This is a genomic window from Micromonospora sp. WMMC250, assembly GCF_027460215.1.
In the GTDB taxonomy this organism is placed as follows: domain Bacteria; phylum Actinomycetota; class Actinomycetes; order Mycobacteriales; family Micromonosporaceae; genus Micromonospora; species Micromonospora taraxaci.
Map to the genome: position 1 here is coordinate 1,029,216 of NZ_JAPZBJ010000002.1, position 14,176 is coordinate 1,043,391.

12 protein-coding genes are annotated in these 14,176 nt (G+C 71.9%); 4 read left to right on the forward strand and 8 right to left on the reverse strand.

The features are described 5' to 3' along the window. Window positions 1-276: 276 nt before the first annotated feature. Window positions 277-2,886, reverse strand: coding sequence for a rifamycin-inactivating phosphotransferase (gene rph / locus O3438_RS04160; RefSeq protein ID WP_269683558.1), 2,610 nt, complete (start codon window positions 2,884-2,886; stop codon window positions 277-279). Window positions 2,887-3,156: 270 nt separating this feature from the next. Here rph and O3438_RS04165 point away from each other — a divergent pair, with 270 nt between their 5' ends. Continuing rightward, complete coding sequence (locus O3438_RS04165) at window positions 3,157-3,600, forward strand: DUF5990 family protein (protein ID WP_269678666.1); 444 nt, start codon at window positions 3,157-3,159, stop codon at window positions 3,598-3,600. Between the two features lie 13 nt (window positions 3,601-3,613). Here O3438_RS04165 and O3438_RS04170 read toward each other — a convergent pair whose 3' ends face one another. Both O3438_RS04170 and O3438_RS04175 read right to left on the reverse strand, forming a co-directional pair. Continuing rightward, the gene (locus O3438_RS04170) at window positions 3,614-4,705 is read right to left on the reverse strand and encodes a winged helix DNA-binding domain-containing protein (protein ID WP_269678667.1); all 1,092 of its coding nucleotides are present in this window, start codon (window positions 4,703-4,705) and stop codon (window positions 3,614-3,616) included. Between the two features lie 26 nt (window positions 4,706-4,731). After that, on the reverse strand, window positions 4,732-5,445 hold the full coding sequence (locus O3438_RS04175) for a carbonic anhydrase (RefSeq protein ID WP_269678668.1): 714 nt from the start codon (window positions 5,443-5,445) through the stop codon (window positions 4,732-4,734). A 329-nt stretch (window positions 5,446-5,774) separates the two neighbouring features. Here O3438_RS04175 and O3438_RS04180 point away from each other — a divergent pair, with 329 nt between their 5' ends. Next, window positions 5,775-6,269, forward strand: coding sequence for a hypothetical protein (locus O3438_RS04180; protein WP_269678669.1), 495 nt, complete (start codon window positions 5,775-5,777; stop codon window positions 6,267-6,269). Between the two features lie 8 nt (window positions 6,270-6,277). On the opposite strand, the gene O3438_RS04185 is transcribed toward O3438_RS04180, so the two are convergent. Then, window positions 6,278-6,961, reverse strand: a complete 684-nt coding sequence (locus tag O3438_RS04185) for a DUF4396 domain-containing protein (protein ID WP_269678670.1) — start codon at window positions 6,959-6,961, stop codon at window positions 6,278-6,280. A 181-nt stretch (window positions 6,962-7,142) separates the two neighbouring features. Between O3438_RS04185 and O3438_RS04190 the strand changes: the two genes are divergently transcribed. Both O3438_RS04190 and O3438_RS04195 read left to right on the forward strand, forming a co-directional pair. Beyond that, the gene (locus O3438_RS04190; protein WP_269678671.1) at window positions 7,143-7,811 is read left to right on the forward strand and encodes a HEAT repeat domain-containing protein; all 669 of its coding nucleotides are present in this window, start codon (window positions 7,143-7,145) and stop codon (window positions 7,809-7,811) included. A gap of 4 nt (window positions 7,812-7,815) precedes the next feature. After that, window positions 7,816-8,817, forward strand: coding sequence for a HEAT repeat domain-containing protein (locus O3438_RS04195; RefSeq protein WP_269678672.1), 1,002 nt, complete (start codon window positions 7,816-7,818; stop codon window positions 8,815-8,817). Window positions 8,818-8,843: 26 nt separating this feature from the next. Here O3438_RS04195 and O3438_RS04200 read toward each other — a convergent pair whose 3' ends face one another. The 4 genes from O3438_RS04200 to O3438_RS04215 all read right to left on the reverse strand — a co-directional run bounded on the left by O3438_RS04200 (window position 8,844) and on the right by O3438_RS04215 (window position 14,171). Continuing rightward, window positions 8,844-10,901 (reverse strand): amylo-alpha-1,6-glucosidase, encoded by a 2,058-nt coding sequence (locus O3438_RS04200; protein ID WP_442929556.1) that lies wholly within the window; start codon window positions 10,899-10,901, stop codon window positions 8,844-8,846. A 3-nt stretch (window positions 10,902-10,904) separates the two neighbouring features. Next, window positions 10,905-11,279, reverse strand: a complete 375-nt coding sequence (locus tag O3438_RS04205; RefSeq protein WP_269678673.1) for an SCP2 sterol-binding domain-containing protein — start codon at window positions 11,277-11,279, stop codon at window positions 10,905-10,907. Window positions 11,280-11,646: 367 nt separating this feature from the next. Continuing rightward, window positions 11,647-13,284 (reverse strand): ABC transporter permease, encoded by a 1,638-nt coding sequence (locus O3438_RS04210; RefSeq protein ID WP_269678674.1) that lies wholly within the window; start codon window positions 13,282-13,284, stop codon window positions 11,647-11,649. Beyond that, a complete protein-coding gene (locus tag O3438_RS04215) occupies window positions 13,281-14,171 on the reverse strand; it encodes an ABC transporter ATP-binding protein (protein ID WP_269678675.1) in 891 nt (296 codons plus the stop codon). Before O3438_RS04215 ends, O3438_RS04210 begins: the two co-directional genes overlap by 4 nt. Between the last annotated feature and the right edge of the window lie 5 nt (window positions 14,172-14,176).

The window sequence follows — 14,176 nt, forward strand, 5'->3', positions numbered from 1 at the left end:
CCAGCGGGCAACTGCCAGCACAGGTCAGGGAGCGAAGTCGGACCGTTCGTGATCGTTGCCGTACAGCGGCAGAGCGGGCGTGGCCCACCGGGCGTACGACGCCGCGACGGCCTCCACCGGAATCACCCGCTGACGGTAGCGCACGAATCCGCCCCGGTGCTGGCCTGCCTGGGCGGTGCGTGAACGGGGCGAGGAGAAGCTCGGTGAGCCGCCGCGTGGCGCGCGGTCCCGACGACGAACCCCGGTCGCCTCCTGACCGGTGGCGGCATCCGTCGGTCAGGGCAGGATCTCGACGTACCCGTCGCTGCCGTGCACGCGGATCCGCTGCCCGTCGCGGATCAGCCGGGTGGCGTCGAGGACGCTGACGACAGCCGGCAGGCCGTACTCCCGGGCGATCACCGCGCCGTGCGTCATCAATCCGCCGACCTCCGTCACCAGGCCGGCGATGCCGACGAACAGGGGCGTCCAGCTGGGGTCCGTGTGCGCCGTCACGAGGATGTCACCCGCTTCGAGATCGGCCTGGGCCATGTCCAGGATGACGCGGGCGCGTCCTTCGACAGTCCCGGCTGACACCGGCACACCGATCAGAGCGCCGGCCGGCACGTCGTCACGGCGGTAGGCCCCGGTGAGGACCTCGCCGTCCGAGGTCATCACCCGGGGAGGCGTCAGCGCCTGGTACGACCGGAAGGCGTCACGGCGCTGCCGGATCAGGTCGTCGTCCAACTGGTGCGAGCGCACGACCTCGTGGAACTCCTGGAACGTGAGGTAGAAGACATCCTCCCGCTCGGTGAGGACGCCGGCCCGCACGAGGCGTTCGGCCTCGTCGAGCAGGGCCTGCTTGTAGACGAAGTAGCGGCTGACGATGCCGTACTTCGGGTACTCCCGATAGCCGACGAAGGTCCGCACCCGGTCGATCATCCGCTCGGTCTCGTCGGCCTTCCGCTCCCCGTCCGGCAGCGCCCGCAGGCGCGTCAGCACCTCCTGCGCCTTCTCACGCGCCTGCTGCTGCCCCTGCTCGAAGCGCCTCCTGGCGGCACCCGGCTCGAAGAGCCGGACGTTGTCGAGGATCACCGGCACGAGTGTGCTGGGGCGTTCGCTCCACCGTGGCCTGGTGATGTCGATCTCCCCGACGCAGCGCATGCCGTACCGGTCGAGGTACGCCTCGATCGCGTCGCGCGCGGTGGCCCCGCCCGGGAGTTTCGGCAGCTCGTCGAGGAAGCCGTCGTCCTCGACGCCGCGCAGGAACGCCACCACCTCCGGATGCGGACGGATCTGGTCGGCGACGTCCAGCAACGCCAGGCCCATCTCCGAGGTGATGTTGCCGGGGGCGGACAGGGTGAGGGTGTCCGCGGCGTTCTTTTCGTCCAGCCACTCGTACAGCCGGTCGTTGAGCCACCAGGTGGCCTCCATGCCGGCCATGATCGCCTGCATGTTCAGCGGCTCGGCGAGGATCCGCTTGTGTTCCTCGAAGGCCTCCAGCAGGAAGTCGAACAGCGCCGTACCGCGCACCGTCGCGATGTCCCGCCGCAGGGCGGCGAGGGACGCCTCGTTGCGCTCGATCAGCTCGGTCACGATGGCCGGGTCGGTTTCGATCGACGCGCCGCCGGTCGGCAGCCTGGCGGGACCACCCTCGCCCAGGGGCGTCGTCGGAACGAAGCCCGGACGGTCGAGGAGCGTCTGCAACGCGTCCCTCATCAGCGGGTCGGACTTCCCGACCATCTCCAGGAACCCGGCCCGGCCCGGCGAGGCCAGCAGCCGGATGGCGTCGACGAACAACCGGCCGCCCGCCTCCAGCATCGGCGCCATGGCCGTCAACTGCCACATGGACAGGCCCAGCGGCCTCATGGCGTCGGTCATCATCTGCTGGTGACCGACCGAGAGGTAGACGTGGTTCTCCTGGTCACCGGCCGGGGGTACGGGGAACAGCGTGGTGATCGGCCGGCTCTGCACGATCAGGAAGCCGTCGTCGACCAGGCACCATTCGATGTCCTGCGGACGGCCGAAGTGGGCCTCGACCCGTCGCCCGAGCCGCACCAGCCGCACGACCTGCGCCTCGGTCAACGCCGGCTGCTCCTGCCGCTGCGGGTCGATCGCCACCTCCCGCGTACCGCCGCCCGACACGGCGACGACGGCACGCTGTTTGGCGGCCACCGCCCTGGTGACGACCTCACCGTCGCGCACCGTGAAGACGTCCGGGTTCACCAGGCCGGACACCAGTGCCTCGCCGAGGCCGAAGCTGGCGTCCACCGTCGCGACCCTCCGGTCGCCCGAGACCGGGTCGGCGGTGAACAGGACGCCGGCCGCGTCCGGAAGAACCATCTGCTGTACGACGACAGCCATCTGCACCGCACGGTGGTCGACACCGTTGCGCAGCCGGTAGACGACGGCCCGCTCGGTGAACAGCGACGCCCAGCACCGGCTGACGTGCCGCAGGATCTCCTCCGGCCCCACCACGTTCAGGTAGGTGTCCTGCTGGCCGGCGAAGGAGGCCGTGGGGGAGTCCTCCGCCGTCGCGCTGGACCGGACGGCGTAGGCCGCCTCCTCGCCGAACCCCGCGAGCGTGCCGGTGATCGCGGCCGCCAGGTCGCCCGGGATCGGGGTCTCCTCGATGCTCCGGCGGATCTCCGCGCTGAGCGCGCCGACCGCCTCCCGGTCGTCCGGGCCGAGGCGTGCGAGCTGGTCGAGCAGCTCGTCGACCGACGGGGTCTGCGCCATGACCCGCCGGAAGGCGGTCGTCGTCACGCAGAACCCGGCCGGCACGTGGACCCCGTCGATGCGCGACAGCACGCCCAGGTGCGCGGCCTTGCCACCGACGACCGCCACCTGCGTCTCGTCAACCTCCCGGAGATCCACCAGCGGTGCGAGGTCGCTGCGGCCCTCGTCCATCGACAACACACCCACGTCGTGCCCCCCGTTGCGTCCTGATGCTGGTCCGGCCGCAGATTCTGCGCCAGGACCGGGGTCTTGCCGCAAGCCCCCAGGTGCGATATACGTTAGAAGTGGCAGGGAGAGTTATCTCCTTGCCTTTTACTTTGTGCCCGCTCGGGCGGTGCGGTGACCCGCCCGACCGCCGCGCACCTCGGCCGGCCTCGTCAGGCCGACACCGCCACCACCGACCGGCGCGCCCGCACCGGTCGAGGAACGAGAATCGCCAGCATGCGGATCCGGATCGACGGCACCGACCTGCCCGGTCGCCGTACCGGTGCGGAGGCCGACGCGCTGCGGCGGGGCAACGTGCACGTCGGCGTCCAACGCAAGGCCGAGGTGGTCGATCTGGTGCCGGCCGACGCCCCCGACGCCACCTGGCACCTCGAGGTGTCCAGCCGCGAGGTCGACGGGATGCTCGACGTCGGCGGCCCGTGGGTGCACGGCCGCCCCGGCGCACGATTTCTGTACCTCAGCTGGGGCGCGGTGACCGAGGACGACTTTGCGATGTTCCGACGAGCGAAGCTGATGTTCACCGACGTCCCGACCGAGCTGCTGCGCGCCGCACACGAGGGCGGCGGGGTGCTCGTCGGCCGGGTCGGGCTGACCGACGCCGCCGGCTGGCCGCTCTGTGCCCGGGTGCCGCCTCCCGCCATCGCCTGGACGGTGGAGTGAGTGCAGCCCGGCGCTAGCCGCCGAAGTCGACGCCGGCCAGGGAGACGGCCCGGTGCGCGGCGAGGTGTGCGGCCTGGGTGGTGATGGCGTCGCGCGTCGCGCCCGACAGCCGCTGCCAGGGATGCACGGTGACCGTGAGCATCCTGCCGGACGTGCGCGGGCGCCAGGTGCCCACCAGCTCAGCGTCGACCAGGACGGCGCCGGGGCGACCCAGCACGGGCCACAGCTCCTTGGCGTGGGCGGCGTCCGGCACCAGTGTCGCCCGGTCCTTCGCCTGCAGGAACAGGTCGTACGGGCCGAGGAGGCGGGTGCCCGTGCCGTCGGCCGACTCCAGCGCCGGTACGTCGGCGGCCAGCAGTGAGCGCACCTCACCGTCGACCGTCACCTCGACCATGTCCCTGGGCCAGAGCGCCTTCACGTCCTTGACCGGGGCGTCGAGATAGTCGGCCACGTGTTTCGGGGTGGCCGGGCCGAGCAGGCGAAGGTATGCGCGGATGAGGTCGAAACGGTCGCCCGGAGCGGGTGCTCTCCGGAAGCCGGCGATGCGCCGCAGGATCGGAGGTGACGTGTCGAGCTGGAGTTCCAGTCCGGCCCGCACGGCGGCGAGCCGGAACGGCATCTCGTAGAGGTGGGTGGCGCCGCACGGCCGGCAGGACCGCAGGTACGGCTCGGGCAGCATCGTGGCCAGGCGGCCGGACACGTCCCCCTTGACCGTCGGCCTGGTGACGACGGCCCGCATGCGGGCGGCCACCTCGTCGAGGGCCGCGAGGTTGCCGATGCCAGCGGCTTTCAGGGGTCGGGACGCGTCGTAGATGCGCTTGCCCGCGTCGGCGTCGGTGAAGGGTGCGACAGCGGCCGCCACCGTGCCGACGTCGGCCCGACGGTAGAGGTGTGGGGCGCCCCGCACGGTCCACAGCAGGACCACCTCCGTGTCGGACAACGCGGTCACGTCGACCCCGCGCACCGCCAACGCCCACCGGGCACCGTCCGGACCGGTGTTCTGCACCCCGATGTCCAGCACGGCGGTGTCGGCGAGCGTGCCCGCGACCCGGGCGAGCTGCTGGGCGTGGACGCGGAAGTGCAACACCTGGCGCCGATCGACCATGACTGAACCCTAGTCGGCGGCCCTCGTCAGGCCACCAGCGAAACCCGCCCGTTGTCCAGGTCGTAGCGGGCACCCACGACGCGCAACGCGCCCTGGTGCACCTTCTCCGAGATGATCGAGCTGCGGGCGTTGAGCGCCGCCACCTGCGCGACGATGTTGGCGCGGACCCCGTTCTCCACCGGGTCTCCGGGCTGGTCGAGGACCGGCTCGACGACCGGGCGCAGGGCGTCCACGATCGTGCCGATGTGCCCGGGCGCGGTGCCGCCGCTGTGGATGGCGTCGATGGTGGCGGTGATCGCGCCGCAGCGCTCGTGGCCGAGGACGACGATCAGCAGGCTGCCGAACTCCTCCACGGCGAACTCGATGCTGCCCAACAGCAGGTCGTCGACGATGTTGCCGGCCACCCGGTTGTCGAACAGGTCGCCCAGTCCCTGGTCGAAGAGGACCTCGGGGGCCACCCGGGAGTCCGCGCAGCCGACGGTGACGGCGAACGGGTGTTGCCCGGCGGCGAGACGGTGCAGGTCCGCCAGACCCTGGTGCGGGTGCCGGCCGTGCCCGGAGGTGAAGCGCCGGTTTCCGGCCCGCAGTCGACGCAGCGCCTCGGCCGGAGTGTCGACCGGGTTCTCGGCCGGCGTGGCAGCGGCTGCCGACGGGCTGGCGGCGGCGGCGCCGAGCGCGACGGCGGCGGCGGCGCCACCGGCGGTCAGCAGCGAACGGCGGGTCAGGTGCGAACGCGCCACGGTCAACTCCCTTGAGGTGAGGCCAACTCGCTCCTTCCTACCAGGCCGCCGTCCACAAGGGTGGAATGCGCGGTGATCGATAGATCACAGTGGTCCCACGCCCTCGGCCGGGCTGAGGTCCCCGGTCCCGGGGAGGCGGATCCCTCGGCGCGGGGATCCGCTCGTCCTGCCGTTGCGGCAACGTCGTCTCCGCCGACGTTCACCACCGAGACGGAGTGATCACAGTGACCCGAACACCACCAGCGCCGACCGGGACAGTCGAGGACCCGTGTACGCCACCACCGCCGCCCTGGGCGCGTCGAGCGGGTCACGTGGCGTGGATCGCCCCCGTGCTGGGGTTCATCCCGTTGCACATCCCGTGGATCCTCGGCATCCCGCTGTTCGCCAATCCCGAGCCGTTCGAGGAGTGGTACCACGGTCGCGGGCCGGGCGTCGGTGACCACCCGGTCGACGGTTTCCTGGGCCTGCCGGCCGGCGCGTTCTACCTGAGCCTGCTGTGCGTCCTCGCCGGGCTCGGCGGAGTCCTGGCGCTCGGTCTCATCAGCGACTGGGGGGTGACCTTCCCCCGGTGGGTGCCGTGGCTACGGGGACACCGGGTGCCCCGGTGGCTTCCCCTCACGCCGACGGTGCTGGGATCCGCCCTGATGATCGGCTACTCGGTGACCCTGCCGTGGCAGTTCGCGGCCGACCTGTCGGACACCAGTTCCGCGGACATCTTCACCCCGACGGGCGTGCTGGTCGGTCTTCCGCTGCTGCTGGCCTGGACTGTCGCGTTGCCACTGGCCGGATGGTCCTACTACCGCCGGACCCGGCTGCCGCGCTGACCGGCCGGCTACTGCGCTCGACCGGCACCCCGGTCGAGCTGCCAGGAGGCGACCGGCCACGCCGCGACGAAGCCGGCGATCAGCCCCAGCTGGCCGGCGAACCAGAAGACCGGGCTGTCCGGTCGCAGCGGCGGTTCGGGGAAGACGACGTGGTGCGCGAGCGTCAACCACGCGAACAGCGCCAGCTCGAACGCGGTGATGGTCACCAGCTCGACAGTCACCACGCTTGACAGGGCACGCCAGATCTTGGTGACTCCGCGACCGGGTCCCCCGACGTACCGGAAGAGGACAGCGATCGTCACGGCCGCCAGGTAGTCGCCGACGTAGTCGACCCACAGCGTCTCCTGGGCCGGGTCGACCCTGAGGGTGAACAGGGCCACCTCGGCGACGACGAAGCCCAGCGCACAGTGCGTGCCGCAACGGGACACCTGCGTGACGACGAGTCCACGCCGGGGCCGGCGGACCTGGTCGCCGTGCCGTCGTCGGGCGAGGACCTCGGCCCTGCCCCAGTTCCAGTAGAGCCGGACGGCCGCCGGGCCGATGTAGAGGACGGTCACCGGCCAGACGATCTCCATGACCCGCACCGGCTGACGGTGCCCGCGCAGGTAGGTGTCGGCGACCACGATCGCGAAGCTGACGAACCCCGCCGCGAGCGCGGCCCAGGACAGGGCCAGCAGCCAGGTTGGTGGCATCCTCGCCCCTTCCGCACCTGGGCGGCGACCCGCCCGCCCGCAGCCGGACGTGCAGGCCATCGAGGACACCTCGGAGTGTGGCACGCCGTATCGGCCCCGCACTGCGGAAAGGCGCAGGCGAGGGTCGCTTGACCTTGACACAGTGACAAGGTCTGCACTGGGGTTCGAGGAGGTGAGTTCGATGACCGGTCCGCAACAGGACACGAACACCACGAGGGCTCTCCAGGGGCTGAAACACACCGACGCGTCGGTGCGGCTGCGCGCGGCCCTGGCCGTCGGCACGACCCCGGACCCACGAGGCGTCGACCCGCTCGTCGCGCGGTGCGCGGTCGAGCCCGACTTCTCCGTACGCGAAATGCTCAGCTGGGCCCTGACCCGCCACCCGGCGGCGCAGACAGTCCCCAGGCTGCTCGGCGAACTCGGCTCGGAGCGCGCGCAGGCCCGCAGCCAGGCGCTGCACACGCTGTCCAAGATCGGTGACCGGAGGGCGTGGCCGGCGATCACGCCGGCGCTGCTCACCGACGCCGACGACGAGGTGGCCCGCAGCGCCTGGCGGGCGGCGGTCGCAGTGGTGCCCGACGGTGCGACGGCCGAGTTGGCCGCAGTGCTGTCGACGCAGTTGGGGCGGGGCAACCGGGAGACACGGTTGAGCTTGAGCCGAGCGCTGATCGCGCTCGGCGAGGTGATCACCCCGATCCTGCGGGCCGCGGCGGCCGATCCCGACCCTCGGGTACGCGCGCACGCGACCGCCACCCAGCGGCTGTGGGAGGACCCGGACGCCGGTTTCGAGTACGCGACCGACGAGGCCATCCGTGTGGTGGCGCTCGGCCCGGCGGCGGCGAGCGGGTGACCGGGTGCTGATCGGCGAGGTGGCACGGCGGTCCGGGGTGAGCGCGCGCATGCTCCGGCACTACGACTCGCTCGGGCTGGTCCGACCGACAGGTCGGACCAGCACCGGCTACCGCGAGTACACCGCCGCGGACATCCGGCTGATCTTCCAGGTCGAGAGCCTGCGGACGTTGGGGCTGTCGCTGCGCGACGTCCGCCGGGCGCTCGACGACCCCGGGTTCGCTCCCTCGGCCCTCGTCGACGACCTGATCCGCCAGACGCTGGACCGCATCGCGGGCGAGATGGAGTTGTTGAACCGGCTGCGCCGGATCGGTGCGGCGGACCCGGCCGACTGGGCGGACGTCCTGGAGACTGTCGCCCTACTGCGCGGGTTGGGTTCGGAGAGCGCCGGTCGGCGTCAGCGTGCCGCCCTGCACTCGGCGGAGAAGGTTCCGGTGGAGGCCCTGGTCGAGGCGGTGCTCGGCGAGACCGACCCGAACGTCGCCGGTGCCCTGCGCTGGGCGCTGGCGCAGTCCGGCGACAGCGGGCTGGCCCTGCTGGCGGAAGGGCTCCGGTCGCCGGACGCACCGGTACGCAGACGGGCCGTCGAGACGGTCGTCGAGATCCCGGACGGCGCGGCGACCGACCTGCTGCGCGACGCCCTCACCCACGCCGACATCGTGGTCCGCCAGCACGCGGCTCTGGCGCTCGGCGCGCGGGGCGTGCCCGACGCCGTTGCGACACTCGTCGACATGGTCGTGCAGGAGGCCCACGACGTCGACGCCGCCGACGCGTTGAGCGCGTTGGCGAGCGACAGCGCGCTGGCGGAGCGGATCACGAGCACGCTCGTCGACCGCCTCGCGCACGAGTCGGTGCGACAGTCGGCGCGTCGGCGGCTGACCCAGGCGCTCGCGGACATCCCCGGTCCGGCCGCCTCCCGCGCCCTCGCCGAGCTGACCCGGGACCAGGACCGGGTCGTCGCCATGACGGCGACGTACGTCCTCGGGCTGCGCGACGGCGACGGCTGACGGACGGCGCCGGCCCGCTGTCGTCGCTACGACGGGGGATGATCGGGGCGGTGGCGGGCGAAGGCGTCGGCCTTGCCCCAACGGCCGGGGATGTCCAGCAGCGCCATCCGACCGAAGGCGTGCGGCAGCGCGGGGTCCACGGCCAGGTGGTCCTCGTGCGGGTTGAGGCCGAGCATGGTGCGGATGAGCAGCATGCACGCCCCGCTGGACCACGCCTGGGGGCTGCCGGCGGTGGGGTACCGGACCGGGTACCGGGTGGTGGCGCGGTCGAACCCGCCGAACGCCTCGGGCAGCCGCCCCTGGAAGTAGGTGGCCGCGGAGAGGATGCTCTCGGCGATGCGCCCCGCCTCGCTGGTGAAGCCGTACCGGCGCAGACCCCAGGCGATGAACGAGTTGTCGAACGGCCAGACCGTGCCGTTGTGGTAGCCGAGCGGGTTGTACCGGCGCTGCCCCTCGGCGAAGGTCCGCACCCCCCAACCGGAGAAGAGCGCAGGGCCCATCAGGTGCTCGACGATCCTCGGTGCCCTCTCCGGCGGCACGATGCCGCTCCACAGGAGATGCCCGATGTTGGAGGACAGACTGTCGACGGGAGTGCCGTCATGATCCAGCGCGAGGGCGTAGAAGCCGCGGTCCTCCATCCAGAAGTCCCGGTTGAAGCGGTCGTACAGGGCCGCCGCCTCCTGCTCCAGCCGATCGGCGAAGGCCGGGTCGCCCCAGACGGTACGCGCCAGCCGCGCACCCCGGATCTTGGCGTCGTAGGCGTACCCCTGGGTTTCGCAGGTGGCCCTCGGGAAGCCCGGCAGCCGCCCGTCGGCGTAGGAGATGCTGTCCCAGGAGTCCTTCCAGCACTGGTTGTCCAGGCCGGTGGCACGGTTGCGCCGCTCGTACCAGATGTAGCCGGTGGAGGTCAGGTCCGCGTAGCTGTCGATCCAGTTCAGGGCGGCGCGAGCCTCCTGCTCCAGCTCCAGCGCCAGAGCGGTGTCGCCGCTCCACCGCTCGTACTCGTCGAGCAGCACCACGAACAGCGGCGACGCGTCCACGGTGCCGTAGTAGGGGGAGTGCGGCTGCTCCTCGAACGCCGCCGACTCCCCGTAGCGCAGCTCGTGCAGGATCCGGCCCGGATCCTCCTCCAGCACGTCGTCGCGCCGGGCGCCCTGAAGCGACGCCAGGATCCGCAGCGTCGGCGGGGCCAGCGACGGTGTCACGGCCAGGGTCTGCAAGCAGGTCAGCAGGCTGTCACGGCCGAACAGGGTCATGAACCAGGGCAGCCCGGCCGCCGGCACTGTCGCGCCGCCCAACGACAGCGGAGCGAAGCGCAGCGCGGCCAGGTCCACCAGGCTGCGGGTGTACACCTGTTGGAGCGCGACGCTGTCGGTGTCCAACGTCGGGGCCGCCGCGACCCAGGCCCGCAGACTGGCCGGCAGGGTGGTCTCGTCCGGGCGCTGCGCCCGCAGGGCCGAGCGCAGGTCGACCCCGTCCGGGCGCAGCGCCCGCATCGCCGCCTGCAGACGCGTCGACCACTGCTCTCCGGGGCCGAGCTGGACCGTGAACCGGAGGCCGTCGCTGTCGTACTCGGCGGGTTCGGTGGCGGTGACCACCACCTCACGGTGGTATGTGGACCGCCGGTATCCCAGGCGCAGATCGTTCGGCCCGACCTCGGTGTAGTACGTGCCGGCCTTGTCGCTGACGTCGAACTTGATCTCGAAGATGTCGGCGAAGTCGGCGGCCACCTCCAGGCGGATGTCGAGTTCCATCTCCCGCTCGCCGTAGTTGAAGATCGTCAACGACTCCGTGAGGTCCGGGCCGATCCGTCTGCGCCGGATGGCGGACAGGTCGGCCTGCACGTAGTCCACCGCCGCCCCCGGCACCACGAAGAACGTGACCTCGTAGTACTGGCTGTCGTCCACCGACAGCGCGGTCATGCACTCGCCGTTGACGAAGAGCATCCAGCGGGACAGGAAGCGGGTGTCGGCGGCGAACAGCCCGACCGGAGCGGCGGGGGAGGACTCCACGTCCCCACTGGCGTCGGACACCATGAAGGTGTTCCCGTCGATGCACGCCACCGTGCCCTGGATGTCCTGCATCGGTCACCGGCCGCCGTCCGGGCCGTCGTTTCGGGTGGCGTGCTCCGGCGGCTCCGGCTCCCGCGGGAACAGGCGCCCGATCCGCAATGCCAGGCCGAGGTCACCGTCGACCAGGATCTCGCCCCGGGTGATCGCCGCCAGCCCGTTCACCTCGCCACGGGCCATCGCGTCCGCGACCTGCGCCGAAACCATGATCACGGTGGTGGCCGGCGCGCCGCTCCTCGTGACCCGCATCCGGCCGTGGTCGATGTCGAGGAGCCACTGGTCGAGGCGGTCCCCGTCCCGGATGTCGAAGCGCACGCTCCCACACACCTTGCTGAAACGCGGGTCCTGGCCGGCGACTGTCAACCGGTCGAAAAAGGCGCTGGTCGCCGTCATCCCACCTCCCCGGCCGCTGGCAAAGCCCGGGTGCCTACCCGGTGTGGGCAGCTGTTAACTCCTCGGGTCAGGGTTTCAGTGCGAAGCGGCTCCAGGAGGTCGCGTCCGTGGTGACGAGGACGTGGTCGGGTTCGGTGCCCGCTCGAGCTGATCGCGAGCAGGAACGCCTCCTGGACCGCCTCCTGCGCCTCGCTGAGGTCACCGGTCACCGCGTACAGCTGGACCACCAGGCGCCGGAAACAACTGGCGTACAGCTCGGAGATCAGATCGCCGTCGGACACCGTCACCTCCCCTCTCCACCACTCCCACCAACGGGCCGGGAAGAAGGTTCCGGTGGTCGGTCAGAATATGTCGGCCGGTGCCGGATCTATCCCTGGAGGTCGCGCCGCTGGTAGCCGAACAGTCCCAGCGCGGCGAGCGCACCCGCGATGATCACCATGAGGGCGCCGGCGGTCCAGCCGGGTGCCGCATCAGGGACCGGGGCGAGGTGCGCGAACGGGGACAGCTGGCCGACCCAACCCGGTGCGCCGGTGCTGTCGGCGACGACCTGTAACAGGAACCCGCCCGCCGCCGGCAGAGCGCCGACGAGAGCTGCCGCGCGTGGCAGCCAGCCCACTGCGAACGTCGCCGCGCCGAGGCTCAGCAGGGCGACGGGCAGCACGTTCAGCGTGCCGGCCAGAGCGGGGAGGAGCCCGAGGGGCGCGTCGACGGTCGACGCTCCGGCCCAGGTGGCAAGGCCGGCCGCGACGAGCAGCGCCGTCGTGCCACATCCGGTGACGACCAGTTCGGCCAGCAGCAAGCGGGTACGCGTCAACGGCTGGGCATGTAACAAGGTGAGCCGGCCGGCGGCCTCGTCCGCGGCGAAGGTGGCCAACCGGACCGCGGCGAAGACGCCTGCCGGGATCGCGAGAAGCGTCACCATCGCGGCTACGTACCCGTCGACCGAACCCAGCCCGACGAAACCGGCCTGCGCGGCAAGATCCGCGAAGCGGGCGTTCTCCGCCAGGAATTCGGTCATCGACATCGTGAGCACGCCGATGAGCAGGTAATAGGCAGCCACCCCGGCCGCCCAGCCGGCGAGCGGACGCGCCAGCCGACGGGCGGCGAAGCCGCTCACCGAGCCGAGTAGGCCCAGACGGGGTCCACGGCCCGCCGAGGTGGCCAGCCAGCCGCCGCCGAGATCTCGTGGCCGAGCGGCCAACACGGCCGCGACGAGCAGAATGAGGGCGAACGCTGCCAGCACGACCAACGGCAGGACCCGGTTCGCCGCGTACGGCTGCGACAGCGCGACCAACCCGAACGGTGACAGCCAGCGCAGCCAGCCGAGCGCGTCGACGCCATCGCCGACCATCCGGAGCAGCAGGCCACCGCCGAGCAGTGCCGTCGCGGCACCACTGGCCGCGGCACGGGACGCGAAGACCTGCGCCAGCAGTGCGCCGGCGGCGACGAAGTGCACCCCGACCAGGGCCAGGCCGACGCCGTGCAGCACGGCACCGTCCGGTGACGTGCCGACGGCGAGCAGGGCGGCGCCCGCCGCGACGCCCGCCGTCAGCACCGCGCCGGTCAGGACGGCGACATGCCGGGCCACGATCGCGGTGACCGGGAGTCGGCCAGCGGCCACGAGGGCCCACCGGCCGGCGTCCTCCTCGCCCCGGGTGACCCGGGTCGCCGCCAGCAACCCCCACGTCCCGACGAGGACCGACAGGACCGTGCCGGTGCGCCACACCGTGAACCCACCCGCGTCGTCGAGGGCGACCGGCTGACCGAACAGGGTGCGGATTGCGGGGTTCTCGGCCAGGGCGGCCAGCGCGGCGGCGTCCAGCGCGTCACCGACGGTACTGGCGTAGGTGGCCGCCACCATCGCGGACATCCCGGCGACCAGCGCGACGACGATCAGCGCACCCCGGCGTACCTGCCGCAGGGCCAGTCGGGTCACTGTCGAACCGATGACGCGGGCGGACGGAACCGTCGGGACCCGCTCCGGGCGGGTGACGATGGCGGTCACCGGGACGGCTGCTGGTAGTAGTCGAGGAAGATTTCCTCCAGGGTCGGCTCGTGAATCCGCAGCGCGGTCACCTCCACTGCGGACAGTGCTCGCAATGCCGGTGCTGGCGGGCCGGTGAGGGTGAAGCGCAGCCGGGCGGGACCGACCTGCTCCACCGTCTCGACGCCGGCCACCCCACTCAGGTCCGGCGCGACGTCGGCGAAGCTCACCTCCACCTGGCTGCGGTGCAGCCGCCGCAGTTCAGCGACCCCGGCGACCTCGACGAGGTGGCCCCCGCGCAGGATCGCCACCTGGTCGCACACCGCCTCCACCTCGGCCAGCTGATGGGAGCTCAGGAACACCGTCTGCCCGCGTTCGCGGGCCTGCGCGACGGCGACCTGGAACTCCCGTTCCATCAGCGGGTCCAATCCGCTGGTCGGCTCGTCGAGCACGAGCAGCGGCGCGCGGGTGGCGAACGCCGCCACCAGCGCGACCTTCTGCCGGTTCCCGGTCGAGTACGCCCGACCCGGCTTGGACAGGTCCAACGCGAACCGGTTCACCAGCTCGTCGCGGTAGACGCGGTCCACGCCCGGGCCGAGCCGACCCAACAACTCCAACGCCTCGGCGCCGGTCAGCGCCGGCCAGAGCGTGACATCGGCGGGGACGTACGCGATCGAGCGGTGTGCCGTCGCCACGTCGGCCGCGTCGGCGTCGAAGATCCATGCCCGTCCGGAGGTGGGCCGAGCCAACCCGAGCAGCATTCGGATCGTGGTGGACTTACCGGCGCCGTTCGGCCCGAGGAAGCCGAAGACCTCACCGGCCGGCACCGTCAGGTCGAGTGCGTCCAGTGCGCACACCGGACCGTAGCGTTTGGTCAGACCGGCGGTGCGGATCGCGGGAACAGCCACGGGAA

Coding starts and splice junctions, on each gene's coding strand:
- rph (WP_269683558.1), bottom strand. CDS start 2,886: ATGGACGAGGGCCGCAGCGACCTCGCACCGCTGGTGGATCTCCGGGAG.
- O3438_RS04165 (WP_269678666.1), top strand. CDS start 3,157: ATGCGGATCCGGATCGACGGCACCGACCTGCCCGGTCGCCGTACCGGT.
- O3438_RS04170 (WP_269678667.1), bottom strand. CDS start 4,705: ATGGTCGATCGGCGCCAGGTGTTGCACTTCCGCGTCCACGCCCAGCAG.
- O3438_RS04185 (WP_269678670.1), bottom strand. CDS start 6,961: ATGCCACCAACCTGGCTGCTGGCCCTGTCCTGGGCCGCGCTCGCGGCG.
- O3438_RS04190 (WP_269678671.1), top strand. CDS start 7,143: ATGACCGGTCCGCAACAGGACACGAACACCACGAGGGCTCTCCAGGGG.
- O3438_RS04200 (WP_442929556.1), bottom strand. CDS start 10,901: ATGCAGGACATCCAGGGCACGGTGGCGTGCATCGACGGGAACACCTTC.
- O3438_RS04205 (WP_269678673.1), bottom strand. CDS start 11,279: ATGACGGCGACCAGCGCCTTTTTCGACCGGTTGACAGTCGCCGGCCAG.